This is a genomic window from Tardiphaga sp. 172_B4_N1_3 (assembly GCF_052076035.1).
In the GTDB taxonomy this organism is placed as follows: domain Bacteria; phylum Pseudomonadota; class Alphaproteobacteria; order Rhizobiales; family Xanthobacteraceae; genus Tardiphaga; species Tardiphaga robiniae.
Genome location: NZ_CP197238.1, coordinates 4,875,186 through 4,899,875, shown reverse-complemented (window position 1 = coordinate 4,899,875; position 24,690 = coordinate 4,875,186). Strand labels below are relative to the sequence as shown.

Here is a 24,690-nt window from a genome sequence, read left to right as displayed (position 1 = left end):
ATGATGTGACCAAGCCGGAGTGCTGATCTGTGGCGAAAGGTGTCTTCCGGATCAAGATCTACTTCCGCCGCTTCGCGCGCCGTTTTCCGTGGCTTGCTTTTGTCATCCGCTCCTTCGTGATGTTCTCGGCTGCCTTCGGTGGCGCCTATGGTTTCATCTCAGGTTCGACCTCGAAAGACTCAGGTTACGACCCGCACGCTTTTGCGATCGGCGCCAGCTTCCTGTTCGCGCTGGCCTGCGTCGCCCTGGCCACCATGAGTATCCGCATGCGCTTCATGGGCAAACGGATGCGCAAACTGGCTGCGCATAACGAAGCCCTGGTCGACCGGAACTGGGAATTGAAGGAAGCCGAAGAGCGCGCGCGCAGCCTGTTCGAAGCGCAGGGCGACCTGATCGTGATCCGCAACAGCGAAGGCTGCATCACCTTCGTCAACGATGCCTATTGTGCGCTGGCGGAACAATCGCGCGAAGCATTGATCGGCAGCCACTTCGAACTCACGCTGCTGGAGCAGGGCGATATCGCCAACGAGTCGAACGGCACCAGCATGCACGATCAGAAGATCGCCACGGCGACCGGTCCGCGCTGGATCGCCTGGCGCGAAGGTCTGGTGCGCATCGATGCGGGCCAGCCCGCCGAGTTGCAATGCGTGGGTCGCGATGTCACCGACCGCACCCAGACCGAGCGCGCCCTCGGTGAAGCCCGTGATCATGCCAATGCCGCCAACCGCGCCAAGTCGCGGTTCCTCGCGATGGCGTCGCATGAAATCCGCACGCCGCTGAACGGCATTCTCGGCATGAGCGGCTTGCTGCTCGATACGCCGCTGACACCCGAACAGACCACTTACGCCAAGGCCGTGAAGACCTCCGGCGATGCGCTGCTGTCGCTGATCGAGGAGCTGCTGGATTACTCCAAGATCGAGGCCGGCAAGATCGATCTGGAACATCGCCCCTTTGCACTAGCCGGATTGATCGAGGACATCACCGAATTGCTGGCGCCGCGCGCGCAGGCACGCAATCTCGAAATCGCGGCCTATGTCGATGAGCGATTGCCGCTGACAGTGATGGGCGATGCGGCGCGCCTGCGCCAGGTGCTGCTCAATCTCGCCGGCAATGCCATCAAGTTCACAGCGACCGGCGGCGTAGCGCTGATCGTCGAGCCCGGCATCTGGCCGAACGAAGTCTCTTTCCTGGTGCGTGACACCGGCATCGGCATCGCGCCGGATGCGCAGCAGCGCATCTTCCGCGAATTCGAACAGGCAGACGAGGGCACCGCGCGCCATTATGGCGGAACGGGTCTTGGCCTCAGCATCAGCGAGCGCATCGTCAAGCGCATGAACGGCCGCATCACGCTGCAGAGCACGCTCGGTGCCGGCTCGACATTCGAAGTGTCTATCCCGCTCGCCGCTTCCGACAGCGGCACCGCGACCTTCGTGCCACCGGATCTCACGGGCCTTTCGGTAATGCTGGTGGCGCCGCAGACCATCGAAGCCTCACTGACGGCCCTGCGGCTCGGGCGCTGGGGGGCACAGACTTGCACCGTGTCCGATATTGCCGTCGCGCAAGCCCTGCTACCCGAACGGTCGTGGCATGCCGTCATGATCGATCGCGCCCTTGGTGCTGACGCTGCCGAGCACCTCGCGGACACCGCAATTCCGCATGCGCTGCGACGGATCGTGCTGTTCACGCCTGCGATGCGCCATGAATTGCAGCCCGCGACGCCGAGTGCGTTTACCGGCTATCTGGTGAAGCCACTGCGTGCGGCCTCGCTTGCCGCGCGCCTGACATTACAGACGGACTCACCGACGATCGCCGCCGATGATCTGTTGGATCGCGATCCGGCCACACCGGAACCAACGGCGGCGATGGCACCCAGCCTCTCGATCCTGGTCGCCGAAGACAACGAGATCAACGCGCTACTGATGCGCTCGTTGCTGACGCGGCTTGGCCACAAGCCGGTCGTGACCACCAATGGCGAAGAGGCACTGGAATCCTGGCTCGCCTCCGACTCCGCAGGCACGCCCTATGACCTCGTCCTGATGGATATCCAAATGCCGAAGCTCGACGGCATCGAGACCACCAAACGCATTCGCGCGCGCGAGGCCGGTCAACGCGTCAGGCGTACCCCGATCCTGGCCCTCACAGCGAATGCACTGGTCGAAGATCGCTATGCCTGTTTCGAGGCCGGCATGGACGGCTTCCTGATGAAGCCGCTGGACCGCGACAAGCTCGCGGAAGCCCTCAAGGGACTCGCCAAGATGCGGCACGTCGCCGCCTAGCAGCTCCACCTTCGCTGTCACACCCCCGCAACACGCCCGTCACACGGCTGTTGAGCGCCCGTGATGTCTGGTGCGGATAAGCCGCATCGATGATTCGCGTGATGCCTGCGGCACAAGGCGATTGAGTTGGGGATGGCCATGCACGGCAACGAACTGGTGCGACCGAAGCAGGGTTTCATGCAGATGTTGCGGCCCCAGAACATGAGCGCCGCCGCGCAGACGGCGATCACCTGGTTCAAGCCGCCGCTGCATCTCCATCCCGCCAACGGCATTCCGGTCGCCACGAATTCGTTAGGCCGGATGGGTCCGCTCGAAGTTCGCCTCGCGCAGGACAAGCGCGACGTGAAGCGCGCGCAGCGTCTGCGCTACAAGGTATTCTACAAGGACGGCACCGCGATCGCCGACGCCGCCACTATGCTGGCACGCCGCGACAAGGATGCATTCGACAAGATCTGCGATCACCTTCTCGTCGTCGATCACGATGCAAAGCCCACACTGTCCGGCAAGCAGCCGGTGGTCGGTACCTATCGTCTGCTACGCCATGAGGCGGCCATGCAGAACGGGGGTTTCTATACCGACAGCGAATTCGATTTGTCGGGGATGATCGAGCGCCATGCCGGTCTGCGCTTTCTTGAACTCGGCCGCTCCTGCGTGCTGCCGCGCTACCGCAACAAGCGTACCGTCGAATTGCTGTGGCAGGGCATCTGGAGCTATGTGCGGCAGAACAAGTTCGACGTCATGATCGGCTGCGCCAGCTTTGAAGGCACCGATCCGGATCGCCTCGCGCTGCCGCTGTCGTTCCTGCACCACAATGCGCGTGCCCCCGAGGCCTGGCGCGCCCGCGCGCATCCGTCGCGCTATGTCGAGATGAACCGGATGGCCGCGGATGCCATCGACACCAAGGCGGCGCTTCGTGCGCTACCGCCGCTGATCAAAGGCTATCTACGGATCGGCGCCATGATCGGCGACGGCGCCGTGATCGATCATCAGTTCGGCACCACCGACGTTCTGATCGTGATGCCGGTGACGTCGATCGGCGCACGCTATATCGAGCATTTCAGCACGGACACCTCACGCCACGCGGCTTAATCGCTTAGAGGCGACGCAGCGCGACGTTTTCCACCACGTGATCCGCGCCCTTTTTAAGGATCAGCGTCGCACGCGGCCGCGTCGGCAGGATGTTGTCTTCGAGATTGGCGAGGTTGGTGCGCTCCCAGATCGCCAGCGCCGTCGCGGTGGCTTCTTCATCCGACAGCAATGCGTAGCGATTGAAATAGGATCGCGGATCGTGGAATGCGGTGTCGCGCAGCGCCAGAAACCGTCTCACATACCAGTCGCGCAGTACCGGCTCATCGGCGTCGATATAGACGGAGAAGTCAAAGAAGTCGGAGACCACAGGCACCGCCTTGCCGTCGCGCGGGAGGCGGCCGGTCTGTAGCACATTGACGCCTTCGACGATCAGGATGTCGGGCTGATCGACCTCGACCCACTTGTTTGGGACCACGTCGTAAGTGAGATGCGAATACACAGGCGCGCGGACGGCATTGCGGCCGGCTTTGATGTCACTGAGAAACTGTAGCAGCGTTGGCAGATCGTAGCTTTCGGGAAAGCCTTTCTTCTGCATGATGCCTTCGCGCTCAAGCACCGCATTCGGATAGAGAAAGCCGTCGGTGGTGACGAGATCGACCTTGGGCCGCGGCGACCATCTTGCGAGCAGTGCCTGCAGCACGCGAGCGGTGGTCGACTTGCCGACAGCCACCGACCCGGCGACGCCGATGATATAGGGCATCTTGCGATCCTCGATGCCGAGGAACTTGCGCTGCGCGTAATACAGACGTTGTGTCGCCGTGACATAGATCGAAAGCAGGCGGGACAGCGGCAGGTAAATCTCTTCGACCTCGCGTAGATCGAGGCGATCATACATCGAACGCAGGGCGGCGATCTCGCCGGCCTCCAGCGTCATCGGCGTATCGTCGCGCAGCTTGGCCCACTGCTCCCGCGAGAAATTCCGATAGGGATTGTATTGTTGGTCTGCCCGCATATCCATGAAGCGGTCCCCGTTGTGATCGACGCTGTTACTCGCTCTTGCGCGACGCTTTCTCTTGCAGTCCGGATTGCGACGTGCGCTGACCGAGCGCCGCCTCGACCTCCTGAATCGTCACGCCGCGCGCTTTCAGCAGCACCAGCAGATGAAACAGCAGGTCGGCACTTTCATTGATCAGATTGGTGCGATCGTTCTCAACCGCCGCGATCACGGTCTCGACCGCTTCCTCGCCGAATTTCTTGGCGCAATGCTCGGCGCCCTTGTCGAGCAGCTTGCGGGTATAGGACGCGTCGCCACCCGCCGCCGCGCGGGCGTCGATGGTGTCGGCGAGATCGTGAAGCGTAAAAGCCATTTCGACGCCTTGTTGGCTGGGCAGCGCAGACTCCTGCCAGAGATTGACCTAGGGGTCGAGCCGCATCGGCAGTCCGGCCCGGACCATATGCTCCTTGGCCTCGCGAATGGTAAATTCCCCGAAGTGAAAAATCGAGGCCGCCAGCACCGCGGTGGCGTGGCCGCTCCTGATACCTTCGACCAGATGATCGAGATTGCCGACGCCGCCCGAAGCGATCACCGGTACGCCGACGCTGTCGGCGATGGCCCGGGTCAGTTCGATATCGAAGCCGGAGCGGGTGCCGTCGCGATCCATCGAGGTGAGCAGGATTTCACCCGCGCCCAATGACACGACTTCCTGGGCAAACTCGATCGCATCGATGCCAGTCGACTTGCGGCCGCCATGGGTAAAGATCTCCCAGCGCGAGCCGGACCGTTTGGCGTCGATCGCCACCACGATGCACTGATCGCCGAACTTCTCGGCGGCTTCCTTGACGAACTGGCGATTGGCCACCGCGGCCGAATTGATCGAGACCTTGTCGGCACCGGCGCGCAGCAGCGTCTTGATATCGTCCACCGTACGCACCCCACCGCCGACCGTGAGCGGCATGAAGCAGGCTTCAGCGGTGCGACGCACCACATCCATCATGGTGCCGCGGTTTTCGTGGGTAGCGTTGATATCGAGGAAAGTGAGCTCGTCGGCGCCAGCGGCGTCATAGGCGATCGCAGCCTCTACGGGATCGCCGGCATCGCGCAGGTCGACGAAGTTGACGCCCTTCACCACGCGTCCATCCTTGACGTCGAGGCAGGGGATGACGCGGACTTTGAACATGGCTCGGTCCTTATGCCGCCTGCTTGATGAGCTTCAGCGCCTCGGCCGGATCAATCCGCCCGTCATACAGCGCACGGCCGGAGATCGCGCCTTCGAGCTTCGCAGCACGTGGCTCAAGCATGGCCTTGATATCATCGATGGAGGCGAGACCGCCCGAGGCGATCACCGGAATTGAAATCGAATCTGCCAGCGCAATCGTCGCATCCCAATTGATACCCTTGAGCAAACCGTCGCGCGCGATATCGGTGAAGATGATGGCGGCGACGCCAGCATCTTCAAAACGCTGCGCGATTTCCAGTGCAGTGACGGTCGAGGTCTCAGCCCAGCCCTCAACGGCAACCTTGCCGTCGCGCGCATCGAGGCCGACGGCCACCTTGCCGGGGAATTTCTTCGCGGCTTCCTTCACGAGCGCGGGATCGCGCACCGCAGCCGTGCCGATGATGACGCGGGTGATACCTTTGGAAAGCCAGGCTTCCACCGTCTTGAGATCGCGAATGCCGCCGCCGAGCTGCACTGGCATCTTGATGACCTTCAGCATCGATTCTACGGCCTGCGCATTCACCGGCTTGCCTGCAAAGGCGCCATCGAGATCGACGACATGAAGATATTCGAAGCCTTGAGTCTCGAAGTCGCGCGCCTGTGCGGCGGGATCGAGGTTGAACACAGTGGCGCGCGCCATGTCGCCCTGCTCAAGGCGAACGCACTGGCCGTTTTTCAGATCGATGGCGGGAAAGAGAATCACGGCTTCCACTTCAGAAAGTTCGAAATCAGAGCCAGCCCGAAACGCTGGCTCTTTTCGGGATGAAATTGCGTACCGATCGCGGTGTCCTTGCCGACGATGGCAGTGATAGGACCGCCGTAATCGGCGCGCGCCAGCACATCGGCCTCGTTGACCGCATTCAGGTGATAGGAGTGCACGAAATAGGCGTGGCGACCCTTCGGCCCAAGCGGCAGGCGCTCCAACACCGCGTGCTCACGCACCATGTCGAGCGTGTTCCAGCCCATATGCGGGATCTTGAGATTCTCTTCGCGCGGCGTGATCTTCTCGACATCGCCGGCAATCCAGCCCAGCCCGTCGGTCGTGACGTGTTCCTTGCCCTTGGTCGCCATCAGCTGCATGCCGACGCAGATGCCGAAGAAGGGGCGCGCCTTGTCGCGCACCGCTTCGGTCATCGCCTCGACCATGCCGTCCAGCGAATCCAGTCCCTTGCGGCAATCCGCGAAAGCGCCGACGCCGGGCAGCACGATGCGATCGGCGCGAAATACCGTTTCGGGATCGCGCGTGACGATGATTTTCTCCGGCACATCCATGCTGCGCGCGGCGCGCTCGAACGCTTTCGCTGCGGAGTGCAGGTTGCCCGAGCCGTAATCGATAATGGCAACGCTCACCGTGTCACTCCCGGTTGCGGGAATAACCCGATGATGTCGTTTTGCGCCGGAGACGGCGGACGTGAGAAAGACTGGCTGGGAACGTGACGGGTCGGCGGCGGACCGCCGCGATCGCTCGCCCACTGATCGTTGACTGCGTTGTGCTGCGCGGTCCAGCGATCGAAGAAGCGACGCTCGGCGGCATCCTTGTTATCGGCGACGACCACATCGAGCTGACGCCACTTGCCGCGCGACAGCGTCCAGCGGCGCAGGCTGGCCGCCTCGAAGCCCATCAGCAGCGCGAACAGCAGCATCACGACGAAACGGGCGCCGAGATCGACCTTCAACATCGACAGCGCGACTTCGCCGGCGATCGACAGCACGACATAGCCGAGCAGTGCCCACCACAGCCGATGATAGATCAGCCAGATCAGGCCGGCGACGAACGCCCAGAAATGGAATCCATCGCGCACGAACTCGAACTTGTCCGTTGCCGCAAACGGCTCAGGGCCGGCACCGCGAGGTGCGTGAACTGTGTAGACCGGCATGGCAAACTCCGCCCGAAACCGTAGAGGCCGATCAGCCGCCGAGCTGACCCTTGGTGGATGGCACTTCGCCGGCATTGCGCGGATCGATCGCAACACCCGCCCGCAGTGCCCGCGCCAGACCCTTGAAGCAGGATTCGGCAATGTGATGGCTGTTCTCGCCATATAGGGTTTCGACGTGCAAAGTCACGCCCGCATTGCCGGCAAAGGCGTTGAACCACTCGCGCACCAGCTCGGTGTCGAATTCGCCGATCTTGTGGGTCGGGAAGGTGGACTTGAACACCAGCACCGGCCGGCCGGAAATATCCAGCGCCACCCGGGTCAGGGTCTCGTCCATCGGCATATAGACCGAGGCATAGCGGGTGATCCCGGCCATGTCGCCAAGTGCCTGCTTGACCGCCTGGCCAAGCGCGATACCGACATCCTCCACCGTATGATGGAAATCGACATGAAGGTCGCCGACCGCTTTCACGGTGACGTCGATGCGGGAATGGCGGGCGAGCAGATCGAGCATATGGTCGAAGAAGCCGATTCCGGTGGTCGATTTGGATACGCCGGTACCGTCGAGGTTCACGGAGACCTCGATATCGGTTTCCTTGGTCTTGCGCTTGATCGTCGCCGTGCGCATGAAAACGCCTCTCCGCCTGCTGAAAACGCGCCCTTTTAACAGGGAGATGACACCTTCGCTACCGCGGGAGAGCCGATTCCGGACCGATCTTTACGCCTATGGTGACCGGAATCCGCGCGCATCGGCCGCTGGCCCATGCTTCCTCGCCGGATTTGCAACGGCCGGTATCCGTGCCTAGATCAGGCGCTCAAGAGGGTTTCCATGAACGCATCCTATTCGGCCTCCCATGACGGATCGTCTCCGGTCTGGCACGGCACCACCATCCTGACCGTCCGCAAGGGCGGTAAAGTCGTGATCGGTGGCGACGGCCAGGTCTCGATTGGCCAGACGGTCATCAAATCCAACGCCAAAAAGGTCCGTAAACTGGGCAAGGGCGACGTGATCGGCGGCTTTGCCGGCGCCACGGCGGACGCCTTCACCCTATTCGAGCGGCTGGAAGCCAAATTGGAACAGTATCCCGGCCAATTGACCCGGGCGGCCGTCGAACTCGCCAAGGACTGGCGCACCGACCGCTATCTGCGCCGGCTGGAAGCCATGATGATCGTCGCCGACAAGGACGTCTCGCTGGTACTGACCGGCACCGGCGACGTGCTCGAGCCGGAAGCCGGCGTGATGGCCATCGGCTCCGGCGGCAATTACGCACTGGCTGCGGCGCGGGCGCTGGTCGATACCGATCAGGATGCCGAGACCATCGTGCGCAAGTCGCTCGATATCGCCGCCGATATCTGCGTCTACACCAACCGGAACGTGACGCTGGAAATGCTGGAGGCATGACCGCCGCGGGTCACAATACCCGCGCGTCGTCCGTCAGCGACCTCTCGGTCAAGCAGGGCGTCGTCATCGCGCTCGGCCTGCTCGCCCTGCAGGCGACTCTTCTTTATGCGATGGGGCGATTGCCGATCTGCGCCTGTGGCTACGTGAAGCTGTGGCATGGCGTGGTGCTGAGTTCGGAGAATTCACAGCACCTCTCCGACTGGTACACATTCTCTCACATCATCCATGGCTTCCTGTTTTACGCCGCCACCTGGCTGCTGTTTCCACGACTGCCCTGGATCGCGCGGCTGATCGTCGCCATGCTCATTGAAGGCGGCTGGGAGCTGCTGGAGAATTCGAGCTGGATCATCGAACGCTATCGCGCGGGTACGATGTCGCTGGATTATTTCGGCGACAGCATCGTCAATTCGCTGGCTGATACACTGTCGATGATCACGGGCTTCATCCTGGCGCGGAAGCTGCCGGTCGCCGCGACCGTCGCGATCGCGCTTCTGTTCGAGATTCTGGTCGGCCTGCACATTCGCGACAATCTCTCTTTGAACGTGATCATGTTGATTCATCCATTCGAAGCGATCCGAACCTGGCAGGCCGGCCCACCCATTATCTGATCCGCTTGTCCCCACGCCCTTCTCAACTTACGTAGAGTGACATGACCGACTTTTCTCCCCGCGAAATCGTAAGCGAACTCGACCGGTTCATCGTCGGCCAGCACGACGCCAAGCGCGCGGTATCGATCGCGCTGCGCAATCGTTGGCGGCGCCTGCAACTGACCGGATCGCTCCGCGAGGAAGTGCTGCCAAAGAACATCCTGATGATCGGCCCCACCGGCGTCGGCAAGACCGAGATCGCACGGCGGCTGGCGAAGCTCGCTGGCGCGCCGTTCATCAAGGTCGAAGCGACCAAGTTCACTGAGGTCGGCTATGTCGGCCGCGACGTCGAGCAGATCATCAGGGACCTCGTCGAGGTCGCGATCTCGCTAACCCGCGAGCGCAAGCGCAAGGACGTCCAGGCACGCGCTCAGCTCGCCGCCGAGGATCGCGTGGTCGACGCGCTGGTCGGCGCCACCGCGAGCGCAGCAACGAAAGAGTCGTTCCGCAAGAAACTTCGCACCGGCGAGCTCAACGACAAGGAAATCGAGATCGAGGTTCAGTCCTCCGGCGGCCCCTCGATGTTCGAAATCCCGGGCATGCCCGGCGCGCAGATGGGCGCGATCTCGATTGGCGATATCTTCGGCAAGATGGGGAAGGGCACCAAGACGCGCCGCCTGCGGGTGGAAGATGCGCATGAGCCGCTGGTGAATGAGGAAGCCGACAAGCTGCTCGACAGCGACGCGCTCGTGCAGGAAGCGATTTCAGTCGTCGAGAACAACGGCATCGTGTTCCTCGACGAGATCGACAAGATCTGCGTGCGTGATGGGCGCAGCGGCGGCGAAGTCTCGCGCGAAGGCGTGCAACGCGACCTGCTGCCGCTGATCGAAGGCACCACCGTCTCCACCAAGCATGGCGCGGTGAAGACCGACCATATTCTGTTCATCGCATCCGGCGCGTTCCACATCGCGAAGCCGAGCGACTTGTTACCAGAATTGCAAGGCCGCCTGCCGATCCGCGTCGAGCTCAATGCGCTGACCCGTGATGACATGCGCCGCATTCTCACCGAGCCAGAGGCTTCGCTGATCAAGCAGTATGTGGCACTATTGCAGACCGAAGGCGTGACGCTTGAGTTTGCAGATGATGCCATCGATGCACTGGCCGATGTTGCCGTTGCCGTGAATTCAACCGTCGAGAATATCGGCGCACGACGATTGCAGACGGTGATGGAGCGCGTGCTCGACGAGATTTCCTTCGCTGCGCCCGATCGCAACGGCGAGACCGTCCGAATCGATGCCGCCTATGTGCAGAAGCATGTGGGGGATCTGGCGAAGAATTCGGATCTGAGCCGGTTTATTTTGTGAGACGAAGCACCGACCTCTCGCTCCCTCGCCCCGCTCTTGCGGGGAGAGGTTAAGAACGCGCCCGCCTGATCCGCACATACAGCGCACCGGCGCCGCCGTGCCCGACATGCGCTTCCTCAAATCCAACCACCAGCGAACGAAACTCCGGCAGTCCCAGCCAGAGCGGCACCTGGCGGCGCAGGATACCGCGTTCGGATTCGGGGCCGGTTGTCCGGCCCTTGCCGGTGATAACCAGCACGAAAGTCATGCCGTCATGGCTGGCGCGATGCAGGAATGCCGACAGCGCGTGATGCGCGCGCGTCTGTGTCATTCCGTGCAGATCGATCCGCGCGTCGATGTCCTTGCGACCGCGCGAGAGCTGCGAACGCTCGCGACGCCCGAGCGGCGCCAGAGGCGGCACCGGCGGCGGCGCAGGCTTTGCGGTTTTGAGGACTGCCGACGGTGCCGAGGTCATCTTCTTGGGCGCCGCGACTTTCACAAGCGTTGGCCCGTCTTCCTCAGGCTCCGGCTTCACCACACGCTTCTTGCGCAGCGGCTTGACCTGTTTGGCGACCAGTTCCCACAGCGCGCGCTCCTCTTCGCTCAGCACGCGGCGACGGCGCGGCGCCACGGGATCGATGAGTTGCGGTGGACGTGAACGCTTCATTGCCAGGGAAAACGGAAGAGGGACTGCGGCTGCTTCGCTGCGCGACGATACACGCGGTGCCTGGCTTTGGCACGTTTCGGTTTAACTTCCCGCTTCACTTCAGGTTTTACTTCGGGTTTTTTCTGCGACTTCGCCTCGGCTGCGACTTGAGGCGCGACCGCAGGCCGTGCCTCCGGCAATGGCACTGTCGTAGCCGCGGCTGGCGGGGATGTCGGAGCGGGCGCGACTACAGCCGCAGCTGGTTTTGCAACTGGCAATGGCGTCGTCATTGTCACGGCTGGCGCCGCGGGCTTCGACGCGACCGATGTATCAGACCTGGACGTATCGGGCCTTGCTGCAGCCTTGTTATCGATCGCGAAATTTTCGACCTTCGATGCTTCGACCGGCTTCGGCTCGGTCTGCGGAAACAGCTTTGCGATTGTCTCCGACGGCCGCGCATCGGGCAGCGGCATGTGATGGCCGCGCGCAGAGGGATCGAGACTCTTCGGTACCAGCATAACAAAGCGCGCAGGATGGCGCATCCGGCCGGCGACTCGGCCAGCTTCTGCGCCGGCCCCAAAATACAGATCGGCACGGGCCGGACCGACAATGGCCGAGCCGGTGTCCTGCGCTACCATCAGGCGACGGAACGGCGTCTTTGCCGTATCCGAGTCGACCGGCAGATCGCCTTCGATGAAGAACGGTGTGCCATAGACATGCAGCGACTTGTCGACGGCGATGGATCGGCCCGGCGTCAGCGGCACGCCTTGCGCACCGACGGCTTCGTCCTTGTCGGAGAGCTGCACTTCGCGAAAGAAGACATAGGAGCGATTCTGCCGACGCAGTTCGCTCGCGGCATCTGGATTCTCTTCCATATATTGCCGGATACGCTGCATCGACATCTGCTCGCGCGGGATGATGCCGCGATCAATCAGCACGCGACCGACCGGCGTGTAGCGATAGCCATTATGCGCATCGTAATTGATCCGCACCGTGCCGCCGTCTTCGAGGCGGACGCGCGCCGAGCCCTGGATCTGCGTGAACAGCAAATCGGTCTGGCTCTTCAGCCAGACGATTTCGAGCCCGCGCCCGGCGATGGCGCCGTCTTCGATCTCACCACGATCATAATAAGGCACGAGTTTGCGACGGCCAATCTTGCGGAACACATCGCCGCCATTCGGCATGCTTGCGGATGACTGGCGATAGCCGCGCACAAACAGATTCGACGGGCGGCGATAGACCGGCACGGTGTAAACGTCAGTCTTCGTGCGCGAACCGTCGATCACCGGCTCATAGTAGCCGGTGACGAAACCTTCAGGCTCGCCGAGCCGTGAGATACGCAGCGGCAGAAAATGGTCTTCGAAGAAAGCGCGGGCCTTGGCGCCATCGGAAATCTCGGCAGTTCTCGCAGCCCGGCAGGGATCGCGGAGCGTAGTGCCGAGCGCCTTCGAATCCGTTGGTGGGTTGCGTTGAGCAACAATCGGCTTGCAGCTGGTGCGAAAAGCCTGGAAGGCGAGGAGGTGATCGTCCTCGCTCCAGCCGGCGATATCGGCCCAACTCACCGGCGCATATTGGCTGCCTGTGAATTCGAACGGCCATTCCCGCGGCGGATTGTGCCGGGGCACATACACAAATTGTGCAGGATCATTCTTGACGTGCTTAGCGTGACGCCGGACGCGTGCGTCTGCTGAGGCAGGCACCAACGCAGCAGCAACCACGCACAGCGCGGCAAGCCGGCCGAGCCTGGCAGCGTTACTGCACGCTGCCGGTGCCAACCAGCTTCCAGTTCGGATCGCGCGAAGTGATGTCGCGGGCAAAGGTCCAGACGTCGGTGATGTCGCTGACCTTGTCGGCATTGCCGTCGACCACAGCGCCGGTCTTGTCGCGCGTCACCGAGATCATCTGCGACACGAAACGTACGGTGAGCTGTGCCGCGCGATCGCGCACTTCGGCCCCAACGAGTTCAGCCTTGTCGATCGAAACGAAACGGGTCTCGGTCTTCTGCTCGTTCTTCTCGCGGTCCTTGATGACGGCGTCGAACGAGTCGAACACTTCCGATGACAGCAGATCCTTCAGCGACCGACGATCGCCATTGGCAAAGGCCAACACGATCATCTCATAGGCGCCCTTCGCGCCGGTGATGAAATGGCGCGGATCGAACGACGAATCCTGGTCGACGATGGCATCGAGACCGGCGGCGAGCGGCGTGCCCGGTTCGGTGATGCCCTTCCAGCGCTCGGCGGGAGAGACGTCGGCGGCCGGGGCCGGCGCAGCCTGATCGATGGGACCGCCAGGCATCGGCACGACATTGCCTTCGGGCGGCAGAGCATCACGCGCGGCGCGGTCGAAGGGCGGACGCTCCTCGCCGGTGCGCTGTCCGAGCACGTTGCGCAGGCGGATGAAAATGAAGACCGCCAGTGCCAGGAAGATGATGGTGTAAATGTCCACGTCTTATTGCTTTCTGATCGGTGCCGGGCATGCCCGGCGGAAGACTATGCCGCCCATCGCGGTGCTGAAATCGGCTCCCACAGGGTCGGGAGATCGCGTCATGGGCGAACCTGCTCCATGTAGACATGAAACTAAGCCCAGCCAATGGCGCGCCATCGTGTCCGGCTGCGGCAAAGCGGCCTTCGCACCGGCAGCCTCGACCGCAACCGTTTCGATAAATTCTAGCGCGTTTGTCTGTCAGAGGAAATCGGATCGAACGAGGAAAACCCGCACTTTCAGTCATTTAACGTGAATTCGGAGCGAATATGACCGGTTTTGCACCTGGATGCCCAAGCGGTGGGTCAAACCAGCGATTTTCTAGCGTCCAGGTTGTGGCGTGGCATCCTTGTCGAGTGCCGCAGGCCTATGATAGCCACTCGCCGCGATCACCTCATTCGACCGTTCGTGCGGACGCCCGCGACGAACCGGTTCCACCCGCCCGGCAGCGCTTCAGGAGAATTTTCGATGGCAAACGGCAACGGCACCCCTCCGGAGCAGTCCCCCCCTCAGCTTAATGTACTGGCGCAGTACACCAAGGACCTGTCGTTCGAAAACCCGAACGCCCCAGCCTCGCTGGCACCGCAGGCCCAGCAGCCAAACATCAATATCCAGATCAATGTCGGCGCCAACAATCTCTCCGAGAGCGAATATGAAGTGACGCTGTCGGTCGAGGGCAAGGCCGAGAACGCCGGCTCGGTGCTGTTCTCTTTCGAACTGGCCTATGCCGGCGTGTTCCGCATTGTCAACGTGCCACAGGAAAACCTGCACCCGCTGGTTATGATCGAGTGCCCACGCCTACTCTTCCCGTTCGCGCGCGAAATCATCGCCACCGCGGTGCGCGATGGTGGCTTCCCGCCGCTGATGCTCGATCCCGTGGATTTCGTCGGTCTGTACCGGCAGAACCTGGAACGTCAGGCTCAAGCCGACGCTGGTCCGGCAAACTAAGTTCGGGTGCTCCAAACAATAAGCTTACGTCATGGCCGGGCTTGTCCCGGCCATTGTCGTTTTACGACGGCGTTCCCAGAAATTCGTTCCAGATTGCCTTCTCGCCCATCGTTGCGACAAAGGCGCGGTGCTCGGCGCGATCGGCTTCGGTCACGCGCGGCGCAAGTGCGATCTCGCGCTGGCGGCGCGGCGCGTCATTGATGCTGCCGGTGCGCTGCGCAGGCGCTTCGTCCGCCAGGATCAGTTGCGACTGACGGGCGCCAATGAGGTCTATATAGACTTCCGCCAGCAATTCGGAGTCGAGCAGCGCGCCGTGCTTGGTGCGGCGGGAATTGTCGATCGCATAGCGGGCGCAGAGATCGTCGAGCTTGTTCGACACACCGGGATGCTTGCGGCGCGCCAGCAGCAGCGTGTCAACGAGACGCTCGCGCGGCACCGGCGGGCGCTTGATGCGATCGAGTTCGGCATTGATGAAGCCGAGGTCGAACATGCCGTTATGAATCACCAGCGGCGAATCGCCGATGAAGGCCATGAAGTCGTCGACCACTTCGTGAAACAGCGGCTTGGTCGACAGGAACTCGGCCGACAGCCCGTGCACGTTGAATGCTTCCTGAGGCATGTCACGCTCGGGATTGACGTAGACATGGAAGGTCTGGCCGGTCGGCATCCGGTTGAAAATTTCGAGGCAACCGATTTCCACCAGCCGATCGCCCCGGAGGGGATCGAGGCCGGTTGTTTCGGTATCCATGACGATTTCGCGCATCGCAGTAAGCCGGTTGTCGAATCAGGGGGCGGTTACGGTCGCCGTTGCGGCATCTTAACAGCCTCGGCGAGAATTTCACGGATCTGCTCCCGCACGGGATCCAATCCGTTCGATGTATCCACCACGAAGTCGGCGCGCTTGCGCTTTTCGGCGTCAGGCAGCTGCCGCGCCAGAATGGCGTCGAGTTTCTCGGCCGTCATACCCTCGCGCGCCAGGATACGCTCGCGCTGCTGCTCGGGATTGGTGGACACGACGACTACAGCATCGACCCGCTTTTCTCCGCCGGTTTCATAGAGCAGGGGCACATCGACGACTGCCACCGGCGCACCCGACTTCTCTGCATCGTCCAGGAATTTTCTGTGATAGGCGCCGAGCAGCGGATGCACGATCTGCTCGAGCCTCTTCATCGCGGCGGCATCGTGCACCACCAGCGGCGATAGCTTCGCGCGGTCGACCTTGCCATTCACGGTGGTTCCGGGAAACGCCGCCTCGATCAGCGGTGCAGCTTCGCCCTCATAGATCATGTGCACGGTGGCGTCGGCGTCATAGACCGGCACGCCGGCTTCCATGAACAACTTCGCCGTGGTGGATTTCCCCATTCCGATCGAACCGGTCAGCCCCAATACGCGCATCAAGTCCTCATCAAAATCAGATCGCGATCATCTCTTCGCCGCGCAGGAAACTCAGCAGTGGCAGTAGTGGCAGACCAAGAATGGTGAAGTGATCGCCTTCAATCAGCTCGAACAGATGCACACCCAGACCTTCGAGCTGATAGGCGCCGACACTCGTCGTCACCTTGTCGCCCGCAGCGTCCAGATAGGCATTGATCGCCGTACCATCCAGCTTGCGCATGGTCATATGCGCCACGGAGACATTGGAGAACAACGTCGCACCATCGCAAACGACGGCAAGCGCTGAATGCAATTCGTGGGTCCGACCGGCGAGGATCGCAAGTTGTTCGGCCGCCTGTTCGCGTCCGGCGGGTTTGCTGAACATCCGATCACCGAGCGCCAGGATTTGATCGGCGCCAAGAACATAGCGGCCGGGATGACGCAGCGAGATAAAGGCCGCCTTCCGCTCGGCGAGCAAGGCTGCGATCTCGCCCGGCGCCTTCAACCCGGATTTCTGCTGGATGCCGCGCTCGTCGATATCCGCCGGCATCGCGTCAAACGTAATGCCAGCATTCGCCAGCAACTCACGACGCGCCAAACTTTGCGACGCCAGGATCAGCGGTTGCACGCCACGCCAAATGGTCATTCGGACATCCTCTGACGCTGGCGATCGGCCAACAGTTTCATGATGGCCGCCGCGGTTTCCTCGATGGAGCGACGTGTCACTTCCAACAAAGCCCAGCCGTATTTGGCGCTAAGCTTGCGCGCATAGGTGACTTCGTCCGTGACCGACTGGCGATCGATATAATCGTCATTGGCCGTATCGCTGCCAATGCTGAGAAGCCGGTTCTGGCGAATCTGAATCAAGCGCTCCGGCGTCGCGTGCAGGCTGACCACCAGCGGATTTTTCAACGTCTCAAGCTGATGGGGAATGGGGATGCCCGGGACGAGCGGCACATTGGCCGTGCGCACACCACGATTGGCAAGATAGATCGATGTTGGTGTCTTCGATGTGCGCGAAACGCCGACCAGAACCACGTCCGCTTCTTCGAGGCCTTCCACATGCTGGCCGTCGTCATGCATCATCGAATAATTCAGCGCGTCGATACGCTTGAAATATTCGGCGTTGAGCGTGTGCTGCGCACCGACGCGGCCGGTGGTCGACGCACCGAGATAGGCCTGAAAAAGCTGCATCACCGGCCCGATGATCGACAGGCTCGGGCTGTTGATCTCCTGGCACTTGGCTTCCAGCCGGCCGACCAGATCTTTTTCCAGCAGCGTGAAGAGAACAATGCCCGGCGCTTCCTCGATTTCGGAAAGCACACGATCGAGTTGCTTTTGGCTGCGGACCAGTGGGTAGACATGTTCGACCGGGGTGACGTTGGCATATTGCGCCGCGACGGCGCGGGCCACCGTGATCAACGTCTCACCGGTCGAATCGGAGACCAGATGAAGATGAAAATAGCTGCCGGTGGTGGGCACCATGATCGTGTATGTCCTGTGAATCTCTGTGGAGCTTTTCCGGGAAATCGACCATCGCCTCGGCGGGCCCGGGATAACTCGGTTTTTTCTTCACAGGGCTCATGAAGAGGAAAAGCTCTGAGGCTGCTCTGAATGATAATGGGGTTATCCGGGTTTGTCTTGGGATAATCCAGTGCACAGCGAGGGTAAGCCTTTGCGCTGCATATCGAACTTGGATGCAGGCCCCTTTGGGGAAATCACGTGGCCATGTGCATAAGCGTGGGACAGTTCCGGGATTGTTTTGGGCGGCTGAAATCCACTGTCACTTAGACTCAAACCTAAGATTCTATAAATATTATTTAAGAGAAGGATGCCTTGCGGATAGTGCGGTGATCCGCTCTGTATCGGCGCGTCCTGCAACGCGGCTTTCCGGTGAAATGTTCCGGTGTCTGCACGTGCGGTGTGACGCAGTGATGCTGGAAAGAACTTTCGAATGTATGAATGGGCCAAGGCGCTGCATGTGATCGCCGTCATCTCCTGGATGGCGGGGATGCTCTATCTGCCGCGACTGTTCGTCTATCACTGCGATGCGGAGATCGGCTCGAAGCAATCCGAAACCTTCAAGGTGATGGAGCGTCGTCTGCTCAAGGCGATCATCAATCCGGCGATGATCGCCACCTGGATCCTCGGCCTGTATCTCGCCTGGGCCGGTCACTGGTTCAGCTCGGGCTGGTTTCACGCCAAACTGACGCTGGTGCTGCTGATGTCTGGCGTTCATGGCTTCCTGAGTGCCCGGGTGCGTGATTTTGCTCAGGACAAAAATACGCGGACTTCGAAATTTTATCGAATTATCAACGAGGTACCGACAATTTTGATGATCCTGATCGTCATTTTGGTGATCGTGAAGCCGTTCTAGGCCAAATTTGTCATCGCAACCGCCGTTTCGGCTCCTTGCGCGACACCCTGCGATTTTCTATATTCGCGTTATCCCACCCCACGCAGGCGGATGTGGTTTGTACCGGTTTCGCTTTTTGAACCGGCCACCGCATCAGGTTTGAAGCTCCTTCAGCACCTTCCTCGCTCAAGACTTCCTGGCCAGAGACCTGCGGACTTTCCTGATCTTTTCCAGCGTCCGCATCCGTCTTGGCTACCTCGCGCTCCCTCCCCGACTTTCCACAGGATCCCTCCCAATGCGGGAAATGAAACTCCAGGACCTCAAGGCCAAGACGCCAGCCGAGCTTGTCTCGTTTGCGGAAGAGCTCGGGGTCGAAAATGCCAGCACCATGCGCAAGCAGGAGCTGATGTTCGCGAGCTTGAAGCAGCTGGCGATCAAGGAAACCGACATCATCGGTGAAGGCGTCGTCGAGGTTCTCTCCGACGGCTTCGGCTTCTTGCGGTCGCCCGATGCGAACTACCTGCCAGGTCCGGACGATATCTATGTCTCGCCCTCGCAGATCCGCCGCTTCGGCTTGCGCACTGGTGATACGGTCGAAGGCCATATCCGCAGCCCAAAGGAAGGCGAACGTTATTTCGCTTTGCTCAAGGTCAATACGCTCAACTTCGAAGATCCCGAGAAGTCGAAGCACAAGGTCAATTTCGACAACCTCACCCCGCTGTTTCCGGACCAGCGCTTCCGCCTCGAGCTGGAAGATTCGACCCGCCGCGATCTCTCGGCGCGTGTCATCGACATCGTCGCGCCGATCGGCAAGGGTCAACGCGCACTGATCGTTGCGCCGCCGCGTACGGGTAAGACCGTGCTGATGCAGAACATCGCGCATTCGATCACCGCCAACCACCCGGAATGCTATCTGATCGTTCTTCTGATCGACGAACGTCCGGAGGAAGTCACGGACATGCAGCGTTCGGTGAAGGGTGAGGTCGTTTCCTCGACCTTCGACGAACCGGCGGTGCGTCACGTTCAGGTCGCCGAAATGGTGATCGAGAAGGCCAAGCGCCTGGTCGAACATGGCCGCGATGTGGTCATTCTGCTGGATTCGATTACCCGCCTCGGCCGCGCCTACAACACGGTGGTCCCGTCGTCCGGCAAGGTGCTGACCGGTGGTGTCGACGCCAACGCGCTGCAGCGTCCGAAGCGCTTCTTCGGTGCTGCTCGTAATGTGGAGGAAGGTGGTTCGCTGACCATCATCGCCACCGCGCTGGTCGATACCGGCAGCCGTATGGACGAAGTTATCTTCGAAGAATTCAAGGGCACCGGTAACTCGGAACTCATCCTGGACCGCAAGGTCTCGGACAAGCGGACTTTCCCGGCGATCGATATCTCGCGCTCGGGCACCCGCAAGGAAGAGCTCATCACCGATCCGCAGCTGCTCAAGAAGATGTATGTGCTCCGCCGGATCCTCAATCCGATGGGTACGATGGACGCTATCGACTTCCTGCTCGACAAGCTTCGCAACACGAAGAACAACTCGGAATTCTTCGATTCGATGAATACGTAAGTTTCGAGGCTGTTCGAGCGAACAGCTTCAGGACTGCAAACGCGCCGTTGCGAAAGCAGCGGCGCTTTTTTGTGTCGGTTCTTTGTACTGACCGTTGACCGTCATTCCGGGATGTACGGAGGTCGGCGAAGACGCCTGATGCACAGACCCGGAATCACGGATTGTTTAAATATCTCGGGATTCTGGGTTCAGAATCCCCATTGCATCGCATCGCCCCCATCGGCAAATAGGCGATGCATCCACGCGACCAGACGATCTACGCTTTGTCCTCCGGCCGCCCGCCGACGGCGATTGCGATTGTCCGCGTGTCAGGTCCTCAGGCAGGTGAGGCGCTGACGCGTCTGGCAAGGAAGCTGCCGGCGCCGCGGATGGCCACCCATGTTCTCCTCTCGGATGACCGGCGCGGCCCGATCGACGATGCGGTGGTGCTGTGGTTTCCGGGGCCAGCGAGCGCGACCGGCGAGGACATTGCCGAGTTTCATATCCACGGTGGGCGCGCGGTACTGGCCTCCTTGTTCGAGGTGCTGGGCGCTATCGACGGCTTGCGGCCGGCGGAGCCCGGCGAATTTACACGCCGAGCGTTTGAGAACGGCAAGCTCGATCTGACCGAGGCGGAAGGCCTCGACGATCTGATTCACGCGGACACTGACCGGCAGCGGCGTCAGGCGCTGCGGCAGCTCAAGGGACTGCTCGGCGACAAGGCGCGCAACTGGCGACAGCAGATCATCGAGGCGCTGGCCCTGGTCGAAGTCGGCATCGATTTTTCTGACGAAGGCGACGTATCCGCCGAATTGCTGGCGCCGGCTTTGGCGAAAGCATCGGCGCTGCATCGGGAGATCGAGGAGGTGCTGGCGGCGCAGGGTCGAAGCGAGCGGTTGCGCGACGGTCTGGTGGTGGCGATCGCGGGTCAGCCTAATGTCGGCAAATCGACGCTGATGAATCAGCTCGCCCGGCGCGACGTGGCAATTGTTTCACCGCATGCCGGCACCACCCGGGACGTTATCGAGGTGCAGCTGGACCTCGACGGTTATCCGGTGACGATCATCGACACCGCCGGCATCCGCGAGACAGCGGATCCGGTGGAAGAGGAGGGCGTGCGCCGGGCGCGGGCTCGGGCGGCCGAAGCGGATCTGGTGCTATGGCTGGTCGACTCCGGCGCGGAGGCGTCCAATCCGGGGCAATGGTTGGCGGAATCTGAAACGCCGGTCTGGGTGGTCCGGAACAAGGTCGATCTGATCCAGGGTGCGTCGGCCGGGCCAGACTTGTTGATCGCGATCTCTGCAGAGCGCGGCGATGGCCTCGCACAATTGTTAGCCCTGCTGGTCGATTTCGCCGGTCGGTACTTCGGGAGCGGTGAGGCCGGGCTGATTACCCGGGAGCGGCAGCGTCTTTTGCTGCGCAACACATCGGATTTGCTGCGGCATGCTGCAGCATCGGCTGAGCAAGGCGAAGAATTCGTTGCCGAAGATATGCGTGCTGCGGCGCAGCAATTGGGGCGGTTGCTTGGCCGTGTCGATGTGGAAGATATCCTCGATAGCATCTTCCGGGATTTTTGTATAGGTAAGTAATATTTCTTTGTTCATTTTTTAATGAAATGAATATTGAATCAACTCGGGCGTGGAACTCGGTAAAGCATAGAGATTTCAGCCATCATTGCGAGCGGAGCGAAGCAATCCAGAAGGGTAGCTGACTTGGAAAAGACAAGACTGCTTCGTTGCAATATGCCCCTCGCAATGATGGCCGAAGAAGGATGTGTTTCACGTGAAACAGTCCGGCCTCCATTCTTCCAAAGACACTGTTGTTTCACGTGAAACAGTGCCTGTGGATTTCTCTTCAATCCCGGCGGCGCCCGCGCTAGAAGCTGCGGCCATGCAGGACAAGTTTGACGTCATCGTAATCGGGGGAGGCCATGCCGGCTGCGAGGCCGCGGCTGGTGCTGCGCGCATGGGCGCGCTGACGGCGCTGGTCACACACCAGTTCGCGACTATTGGCGCGATGTCCTGCAACCCCGCCATCGGCGGTCTGGGCAAGGGTCATCTGGTCCGCGAAGTCGATGCGCTGGACGGCTTGATGGGCCGCATCGCCGATGCCGGTGGCATCCAGTTCCGCATGCTCAACCGCAAGAAGGGTCCGGCCGTTCGTGGCCCGCGCACCCAGGCGGACCGCAAGCTTTACGCTGCAGCGATGCAGGCAGCGATCGTGGCGACCGAGAATCTGAGCGTGATCGAGGGCGAAGCCGACGATCTGCTCACGGCCAATGGTCGAGTCACCGGCATCCGTCTGGCCGACGGCCGCGAACTCTCCGCCGGATCGGTGGTCATCACCACTGGGACGTTTCTGCGCGGCCTGATCCATCTCGGCGAGAAGAGCTGGCCCGCTGGCCGGATCGATGAAGCTCCCGCACTCGGCCTGTCCAAGGCGTTCGAGCGCGTCGGTTTTACCCTCGGACGGCTCAAGACCGGTACGCCACCGCGGCTCGATGGGACCACCATCGACTGGGCGGGGGTAGAGATGCAGTCCGCCGATGATCCGCCGGAGCCGTTCTCGGTCATGACCGAGCGGATCACCAATCCGCAGATTCAGTGCGGCATCACGCGCACCACACCGGCGACCCATGAGGTGATCCGGGCCAATGTGCATCGCTCGCCGATGTATTCCGGCCAGATCAAGAGCTCAGGGCCGCGCTATTGCCCGTCCATCGAGGACAAGATCGTCCGCTTTGGCGATCGCGATGGTCACCAGATCTTCCTGGAGCCGGAAGGCCTCGATGACTCCACGGTCTATCCCAACGGCATCTCTACCTCACTGCCCGAGGAGGTTCAGGCTGCGATCCTGGCCTCGATCCCCGGTCTTGAGCGGGTCCGAATGGTCCGCCCCGGTTATGCGATCGAATATGACCACGTCAATCCCCGCGAACTCGATCCGACGCTGCAGACCAAGCGCGTCCCCGGCCTGTTTCTGGCCGGGCAGATCAATGGCACCACAGGATACGAAGAGGCCGCCGCCCAGGGTCTGGTCGCCGGTCTGAATGCGGCCCTGGCTGCGAGTGGGAGCCAGTTGACCGTGTTCGACCGGGCTGACGGTTATCTCGGCGTGATGATTGACGATCTGGTCACCCGCGGAATTACCGAGCCCTATCGAATGTTCACGTCGCGGGCCGAATATCGTCTCACGCTGCGTGCCGACAACGCCGATCAACGCCTGACCGACAAGGGTATCAGCCTGGGATGTGTCGGCAGCGCTCGTTCGGTCCGGCATGGCGCCAAGATGGAAGCCCTCATCGTCGGTAAGACGCTCACGCAGGCGCTTTCGATCACTCCTAACGGGGCGGCGAAGCATGGTCTGGTGCTCAATCACGACGGTCAGCGTCGCTCTGCCTTCGATCTCCTGTCCTACCCCGAGACCGAATGGGCCACTGTGACCCGGATCTGGCCAGAATTGTCGGCCATTGACCCAGCGATCGGCACCCATATCGAGATCGACGCCAAATATGATGTCTATCTGAAGCGTCAGACCGCGGATGTGGAGGCTTTTCGCCGTGACGAGGGTCTCTCGCTGGTGGATGTCGACTATGATGCGGTCCCCGGCCTATCCAATGAGGCCCGGGCGAAGCTCAAGGCAGCGCTTCCTCACACGGTGGGGCAGGCGGGACGTCTGGATGGTATGACTCCGGCCGCATTGGCCATTCTCGCGGCCTATCTCCGCCGCGAAGCACGCAAGCCGAAGGCTGCTTTGGCCTAGCTGGTTGTTTCACGTGAAACAGGAAGCTGAAATCAACGCGGCTCTGTTGAAGATGGCTTCGCTGGCCGGCTGGGCCAGAAGGCAGCAGCTGCTACGGCCAATGTAAAGAGAATCACGGCGACGATTGTCTGGACCACGTCGAAATTGAGTGCATCACGCGAGACGAATAGCGCAGTGACGGGTGCTGCCAGCATCAGGAAAAGCCGTACGATCACACTCATGGTCAATCTGCCTCCAACGATGATTCATTGGAGGCCGGACTCGTCCTGCTCGCATTGATCCTGGTCAACTCACTGTCCTGAATCCTCTATACTGCAAACCCTTGCGCCCCCAGGACGGCATTCAGCTGGTTATCAGAGGTGCTGAACAGGTCGTACAGGACGGCGTAAGGATCGCCTTCAAGCTTGAGCGCACGCGCAAAGGCAGGCTCTGTCTTTGCTCCTCCGGCCCGTAACGCGCAGATGGCGGTGTGGAAGGCGGGTCCGCCCAGGGTCAGCAGTCGCTTCTCGACTTCGAAGTGCCGCCAGCCAGCTTGATCCTGTACGGGAGTCGAGCTGACAAAGATCTCGAACGGCCATCCATACGCTTCGAATGTCGCGATCACCGGTCGGCCTTTGGCCGACCATTGATAGATGGCAAAGCTTTCGGACTCTCCGAAGTGCTTCCAGACAAGTTCAACAGCCGCGGACAGGTCGGCGGTGCAACAGACGATATCGATGTCACTGTCGGGCCGGGCGACACCGAGCGGCAGCGTGCCGATCACATGCGGGTCAAATGGCTCGAGGATACGGAGCAGGCCGGTGCGTCGAAGGACATCCTGATAGGTCGGGCGCTCATTCATCGGCAATTCCCG

26 protein-coding genes are annotated in these 24,690 nt (G+C 61.3%); 10 read left to right on the top strand and 16 right to left on the bottom strand.

The features are described 5' to 3' along the window. Nucleotides 1-29 precede the first annotated feature (29 nt). Nucleotides 30-2,276, top strand: a complete 2,247-nt coding sequence (locus AB7783_RS23195) for an ATP-binding protein (RefSeq protein WP_441278892.1) — start codon at nucleotides 30-32, stop codon at nucleotides 2,274-2,276. Between the two features lie 138 nt (nucleotides 2,277-2,414). Next, a complete protein-coding gene (locus AB7783_RS23190) occupies nucleotides 2,415-3,365 on the top strand; it encodes a GNAT family N-acetyltransferase (RefSeq protein ID WP_441279754.1) in 951 nt (316 codons plus the stop codon). A 4-nt stretch (nucleotides 3,366-3,369) separates the two neighbouring features. Here the strand turns inward: AB7783_RS23190 and coaA are convergent, their stop codons facing one another. From coaA to hisB, 7 genes are read right to left on the bottom strand one after another with little or no spacing between them, the layout of a single operon-like run. After that, a complete protein-coding gene (coaA, locus tag AB7783_RS23185; protein WP_089263094.1) occupies nucleotides 3,370-4,323 on the bottom strand; it encodes a type I pantothenate kinase in 954 nt (317 codons plus the stop codon). Nucleotides 4,324-4,351: 28 nt separating this feature from the next. After that, nucleotides 4,352-4,672 carry a phosphoribosyl-ATP diphosphatase gene (locus tag AB7783_RS23180; protein ID WP_089263096.1) on the bottom strand — a complete coding sequence of 107 codons (321 nt, stop codon included), beginning with the start codon at nucleotides 4,670-4,672 and terminating at the stop codon, nucleotides 4,352-4,354. Between the two features lie 48 nt (nucleotides 4,673-4,720). After that, nucleotides 4,721-5,482: an imidazole glycerol phosphate synthase subunit HisF gene (hisF, locus tag AB7783_RS23175; protein ID WP_068730242.1), complete on the bottom strand. Its 762-nt coding sequence runs from the start codon at nucleotides 5,480-5,482 to the stop codon at nucleotides 4,721-4,723. A gap of 10 nt (nucleotides 5,483-5,492) precedes the next feature. Further along, nucleotides 5,493-6,224 carry a 1-(5-phosphoribosyl)-5-[(5-phosphoribosylamino)methylideneamino]imidazole-4-carboxamide isomerase gene (gene hisA / locus AB7783_RS23170; RefSeq protein ID WP_120288087.1) on the bottom strand — a complete coding sequence of 244 codons (732 nt, stop codon included), beginning with the start codon at nucleotides 6,222-6,224 and terminating at the stop codon, nucleotides 5,493-5,495. Beyond that, nucleotides 6,221-6,871 carry an imidazole glycerol phosphate synthase subunit HisH gene (gene hisH / locus AB7783_RS23165; protein WP_441278891.1) on the bottom strand — a complete coding sequence of 217 codons (651 nt, stop codon included), beginning with the start codon at nucleotides 6,869-6,871 and terminating at the stop codon, nucleotides 6,221-6,223. The genes hisA and hisH overlap by 4 nt, the downstream gene beginning before the upstream one ends. Further along, complete coding sequence (locus AB7783_RS23160; RefSeq protein ID WP_089263100.1) at nucleotides 6,868-7,398, bottom strand: DUF2628 domain-containing protein; 531 nt, start codon at nucleotides 7,396-7,398, stop codon at nucleotides 6,868-6,870. Before AB7783_RS23160 ends, hisH begins: the two co-directional genes overlap by 4 nt. A 31-nt stretch (nucleotides 7,399-7,429) precedes the next feature. Continuing rightward, nucleotides 7,430-8,023, bottom strand: a complete 594-nt coding sequence (gene hisB, locus AB7783_RS23155) for an imidazoleglycerol-phosphate dehydratase HisB (protein WP_089263102.1) — start codon at nucleotides 8,021-8,023, stop codon at nucleotides 7,430-7,432. Nucleotides 8,024-8,224: 201 nt separating this feature from the next. Between hisB and hslV the strand changes: the two genes are divergently transcribed. From hslV to hslU, 3 genes are read left to right on the top strand one after another with little or no spacing between them, the layout of a single operon-like run. Further along, nucleotides 8,225-8,797, top strand: coding sequence for an ATP-dependent protease subunit HslV (gene hslV, locus AB7783_RS23150; RefSeq protein ID WP_068730238.1), 573 nt, complete (start codon nucleotides 8,225-8,227; stop codon nucleotides 8,795-8,797). Beyond that, nucleotides 8,794-9,405, top strand: coding sequence for a DUF2585 domain-containing protein (locus tag AB7783_RS23145; protein WP_441278890.1), 612 nt, complete (start codon nucleotides 8,794-8,796; stop codon nucleotides 9,403-9,405). Before hslV ends, AB7783_RS23145 begins: the two co-directional genes overlap by 4 nt. Nucleotides 9,406-9,446: 41 nt before the next feature. Continuing rightward, complete coding sequence (gene hslU, locus AB7783_RS23140) at nucleotides 9,447-10,748, top strand: ATP-dependent protease ATPase subunit HslU (RefSeq protein WP_093757810.1); 1,302 nt, start codon at nucleotides 9,447-9,449, stop codon at nucleotides 10,746-10,748. 49 nt (nucleotides 10,749-10,797) lie between these two features. On the opposite strand, the gene AB7783_RS23135 is transcribed toward hslU, so the two are convergent. The 3 genes from AB7783_RS23135 to AB7783_RS23125 are packed head-to-tail and all read right to left on the bottom strand — an operon-like array spanning nucleotide 10,798 to nucleotide 13,821. Further along, entirely contained in the window at nucleotides 10,798-11,394 is a 597-nt protein-coding gene (locus AB7783_RS23135; protein WP_441278889.1) for a Smr/MutS family protein, read from the bottom strand. After that, the gene (gene mltA, locus AB7783_RS23130) at nucleotides 11,391-13,229 is read right to left on the bottom strand and encodes a murein transglycosylase A (protein ID WP_441278888.1); all 1,839 of its coding nucleotides are present in this window, start codon (nucleotides 13,227-13,229) and stop codon (nucleotides 11,391-11,393) included. Before mltA ends, AB7783_RS23135 begins: the two co-directional genes overlap by 4 nt. Next, nucleotides 13,126-13,821: a Tim44/TimA family putative adaptor protein gene (locus tag AB7783_RS23125; RefSeq protein WP_068730234.1), complete on the bottom strand. Its 696-nt coding sequence runs from the start codon at nucleotides 13,819-13,821 to the stop codon at nucleotides 13,126-13,128. Before AB7783_RS23125 ends, mltA begins: the two co-directional genes overlap by 104 nt. Before the next feature lie 504 nt (nucleotides 13,822-14,325). On the opposite strand from AB7783_RS23125, the gene secB reads away from it, so the two are divergent. After that, the gene (secB, locus tag AB7783_RS23120; protein ID WP_068730233.1) at nucleotides 14,326-14,805 is read left to right on the top strand and encodes a protein-export chaperone SecB; all 480 of its coding nucleotides are present in this window, start codon (nucleotides 14,326-14,328) and stop codon (nucleotides 14,803-14,805) included. Nucleotides 14,806-14,866: 61 nt separating this feature from the next. On the opposite strand, the gene dnaQ is transcribed toward secB, so the two are convergent. The 4 genes from dnaQ to AB7783_RS23100 are packed head-to-tail and all read right to left on the bottom strand — an operon-like array spanning nucleotide 14,867 to nucleotide 17,661. Beyond that, nucleotides 14,867-15,568: a DNA polymerase III subunit epsilon gene (gene dnaQ, locus AB7783_RS23115; RefSeq protein WP_089263111.1), complete on the bottom strand. Its 702-nt coding sequence runs from the start codon at nucleotides 15,566-15,568 to the stop codon at nucleotides 14,867-14,869. A 32-nt stretch (nucleotides 15,569-15,600) separates the two neighbouring features. Next, nucleotides 15,601-16,200, bottom strand: coding sequence for a dephospho-CoA kinase (coaE, locus tag AB7783_RS23110; RefSeq protein WP_439060250.1), 600 nt, complete (start codon nucleotides 16,198-16,200; stop codon nucleotides 15,601-15,603). Nucleotides 16,201-16,216: 16 nt separating this feature from the next. Then, a complete protein-coding gene (locus tag AB7783_RS23105; RefSeq protein WP_439060249.1) occupies nucleotides 16,217-16,825 on the bottom strand; it encodes a Maf family protein in 609 nt (202 codons plus the stop codon). Further along, nucleotides 16,822-17,661, bottom strand: a complete 840-nt coding sequence (locus AB7783_RS23100; RefSeq protein WP_089263669.1) for a pyruvate, water dikinase regulatory protein — start codon at nucleotides 17,659-17,661, stop codon at nucleotides 16,822-16,824. The genes AB7783_RS23105 and AB7783_RS23100 overlap by 4 nt, the downstream gene beginning before the upstream one ends. Before the next feature lie 472 nt (nucleotides 17,662-18,133). On the opposite strand from AB7783_RS23100, the gene hemJ reads away from it, so the two are divergent. From hemJ to mnmG, 4 genes are all read left to right on the top strand, one after another. After that, a complete protein-coding gene (hemJ, locus tag AB7783_RS23095; protein WP_116659673.1) occupies nucleotides 18,134-18,556 on the top strand; it encodes a protoporphyrinogen oxidase HemJ in 423 nt (140 codons plus the stop codon). 274 nt (nucleotides 18,557-18,830) lie between these two features. Continuing rightward, on the top strand, nucleotides 18,831-20,096 hold the full coding sequence (gene rho / locus AB7783_RS23090; protein ID WP_068730228.1) for a transcription termination factor Rho: 1,266 nt from the start codon (nucleotides 18,831-18,833) through the stop codon (nucleotides 20,094-20,096). Between the two features lie 233 nt (nucleotides 20,097-20,329). Then, on the top strand, nucleotides 20,330-21,664 hold the full coding sequence (gene mnmE, locus AB7783_RS23085) for a tRNA uridine-5-carboxymethylaminomethyl(34) synthesis GTPase MnmE (protein WP_441278887.1): 1,335 nt from the start codon (nucleotides 20,330-20,332) through the stop codon (nucleotides 21,662-21,664). Nucleotides 21,665-21,965: 301 nt separating this feature from the next. Then, nucleotides 21,966-23,837 (top strand): tRNA uridine-5-carboxymethylaminomethyl(34) synthesis enzyme MnmG, encoded by a 1,872-nt coding sequence (gene mnmG, locus AB7783_RS23080; protein ID WP_441278886.1) that lies wholly within the window; start codon nucleotides 21,966-21,968, stop codon nucleotides 23,835-23,837. A gap of 32 nt (nucleotides 23,838-23,869) precedes the next feature. On the opposite strand, the gene AB7783_RS23075 is transcribed toward mnmG, so the two are convergent. Further along, nucleotides 23,870-24,058, bottom strand: a complete 189-nt coding sequence (locus AB7783_RS23075) for a hypothetical protein (protein ID WP_441278885.1) — start codon at nucleotides 24,056-24,058, stop codon at nucleotides 23,870-23,872. A gap of 86 nt (nucleotides 24,059-24,144) precedes the next feature. Further along, complete coding sequence (locus AB7783_RS23070) at nucleotides 24,145-24,678, bottom strand: DUF4269 domain-containing protein (protein WP_441278884.1); 534 nt, start codon at nucleotides 24,676-24,678, stop codon at nucleotides 24,145-24,147. Nucleotides 24,679-24,690: the final 12 nt, after the last annotated feature.

Bases quoted from the DNA above. Each gene is read 5' to 3' on its own strand.
- AB7783_RS23190 (WP_441279754.1), top strand. From the start codon at position 2,415: ATGCACGGCAACGAACTGGTGCGACCGAAGCAGGGTTTCATGCAGATG.
- coaA (WP_089263094.1), bottom strand. From the start codon at position 4,323: ATGGATATGCGGGCAGACCAACAATACAATCCCTATCGGAATTTCTCG.
- AB7783_RS23180 (WP_089263096.1), bottom strand. From the start codon at position 4,672: ATGGCTTTTACGCTTCACGATCTCGCCGACACCATCGACGCCCGCGCG.
- hisF (WP_068730242.1), bottom strand. From the start codon at position 5,482: ATGTTCAAAGTCCGCGTCATCCCCTGCCTCGACGTCAAGGATGGACGC.
- AB7783_RS23160 (WP_089263100.1), bottom strand. From the start codon at position 7,398: ATGCCGGTCTACACAGTTCACGCACCTCGCGGTGCCGGCCCTGAGCCG.
- hisB (WP_089263102.1), bottom strand. From the start codon at position 8,023: ATGCGCACGGCGACGATCAAGCGCAAGACCAAGGAAACCGATATCGAG.
- hslV (WP_068730238.1), top strand. From the start codon at position 8,225: ATGAACGCATCCTATTCGGCCTCCCATGACGGATCGTCTCCGGTCTGG.
- AB7783_RS23145 (WP_441278890.1), top strand. From the start codon at position 8,794: ATGACCGCCGCGGGTCACAATACCCGCGCGTCGTCCGTCAGCGACCTC.
- hslU (WP_093757810.1), top strand. From the start codon at position 9,447: ATGACCGACTTTTCTCCCCGCGAAATCGTAAGCGAACTCGACCGGTTC.
- AB7783_RS23135 (WP_441278889.1), bottom strand. From the start codon at position 11,394: ATGAAGCGTTCACGTCCACCGCAACTCATCGATCCCGTGGCGCCGCGC.
- mltA (WP_441278888.1), bottom strand. From the start codon at position 13,229: ATGCCGACAAGGTCAGCGACATCACCGACGTCTGGACCTTTGCCCGCG.
- secB (WP_068730233.1), top strand. From the start codon at position 14,326: ATGGCAAACGGCAACGGCACCCCTCCGGAGCAGTCCCCCCCTCAGCTT.
- dnaQ (WP_089263111.1), bottom strand. From the start codon at position 15,568: ATGCGCGAAATCGTCATGGATACCGAAACAACCGGCCTCGATCCCCTC.
- coaE (WP_439060250.1), bottom strand. From the start codon at position 16,200: ATGCGCGTATTGGGGCTGACCGGTTCGATCGGAATGGGGAAATCCACC.
- AB7783_RS23105 (WP_439060249.1), bottom strand. From the start codon at position 16,825: ATGACCATTTGGCGTGGCGTGCAACCGCTGATCCTGGCGTCGCAAAGT.
- hemJ (WP_116659673.1), top strand. From the start codon at position 18,134: ATGTATGAATGGGCCAAGGCGCTGCATGTGATCGCCGTCATCTCCTGG.
- rho (WP_068730228.1), top strand. From the start codon at position 18,831: ATGCGGGAAATGAAACTCCAGGACCTCAAGGCCAAGACGCCAGCCGAG.
- mnmE (WP_441278887.1), top strand. From the start codon at position 20,330: ATGCATCCACGCGACCAGACGATCTACGCTTTGTCCTCCGGCCGCCCG.
- mnmG (WP_441278886.1), top strand. From the start codon at position 21,966: ATGCAGGACAAGTTTGACGTCATCGTAATCGGGGGAGGCCATGCCGGC.
- AB7783_RS23075 (WP_441278885.1), bottom strand. From the start codon at position 24,058: ATGAGTGTGATCGTACGGCTTTTCCTGATGCTGGCAGCACCCGTCACT.
- AB7783_RS23070 (WP_441278884.1), bottom strand. From the start codon at position 24,678: ATGAATGAGCGCCCGACCTATCAGGATGTCCTTCGACGCACCGGCCTG.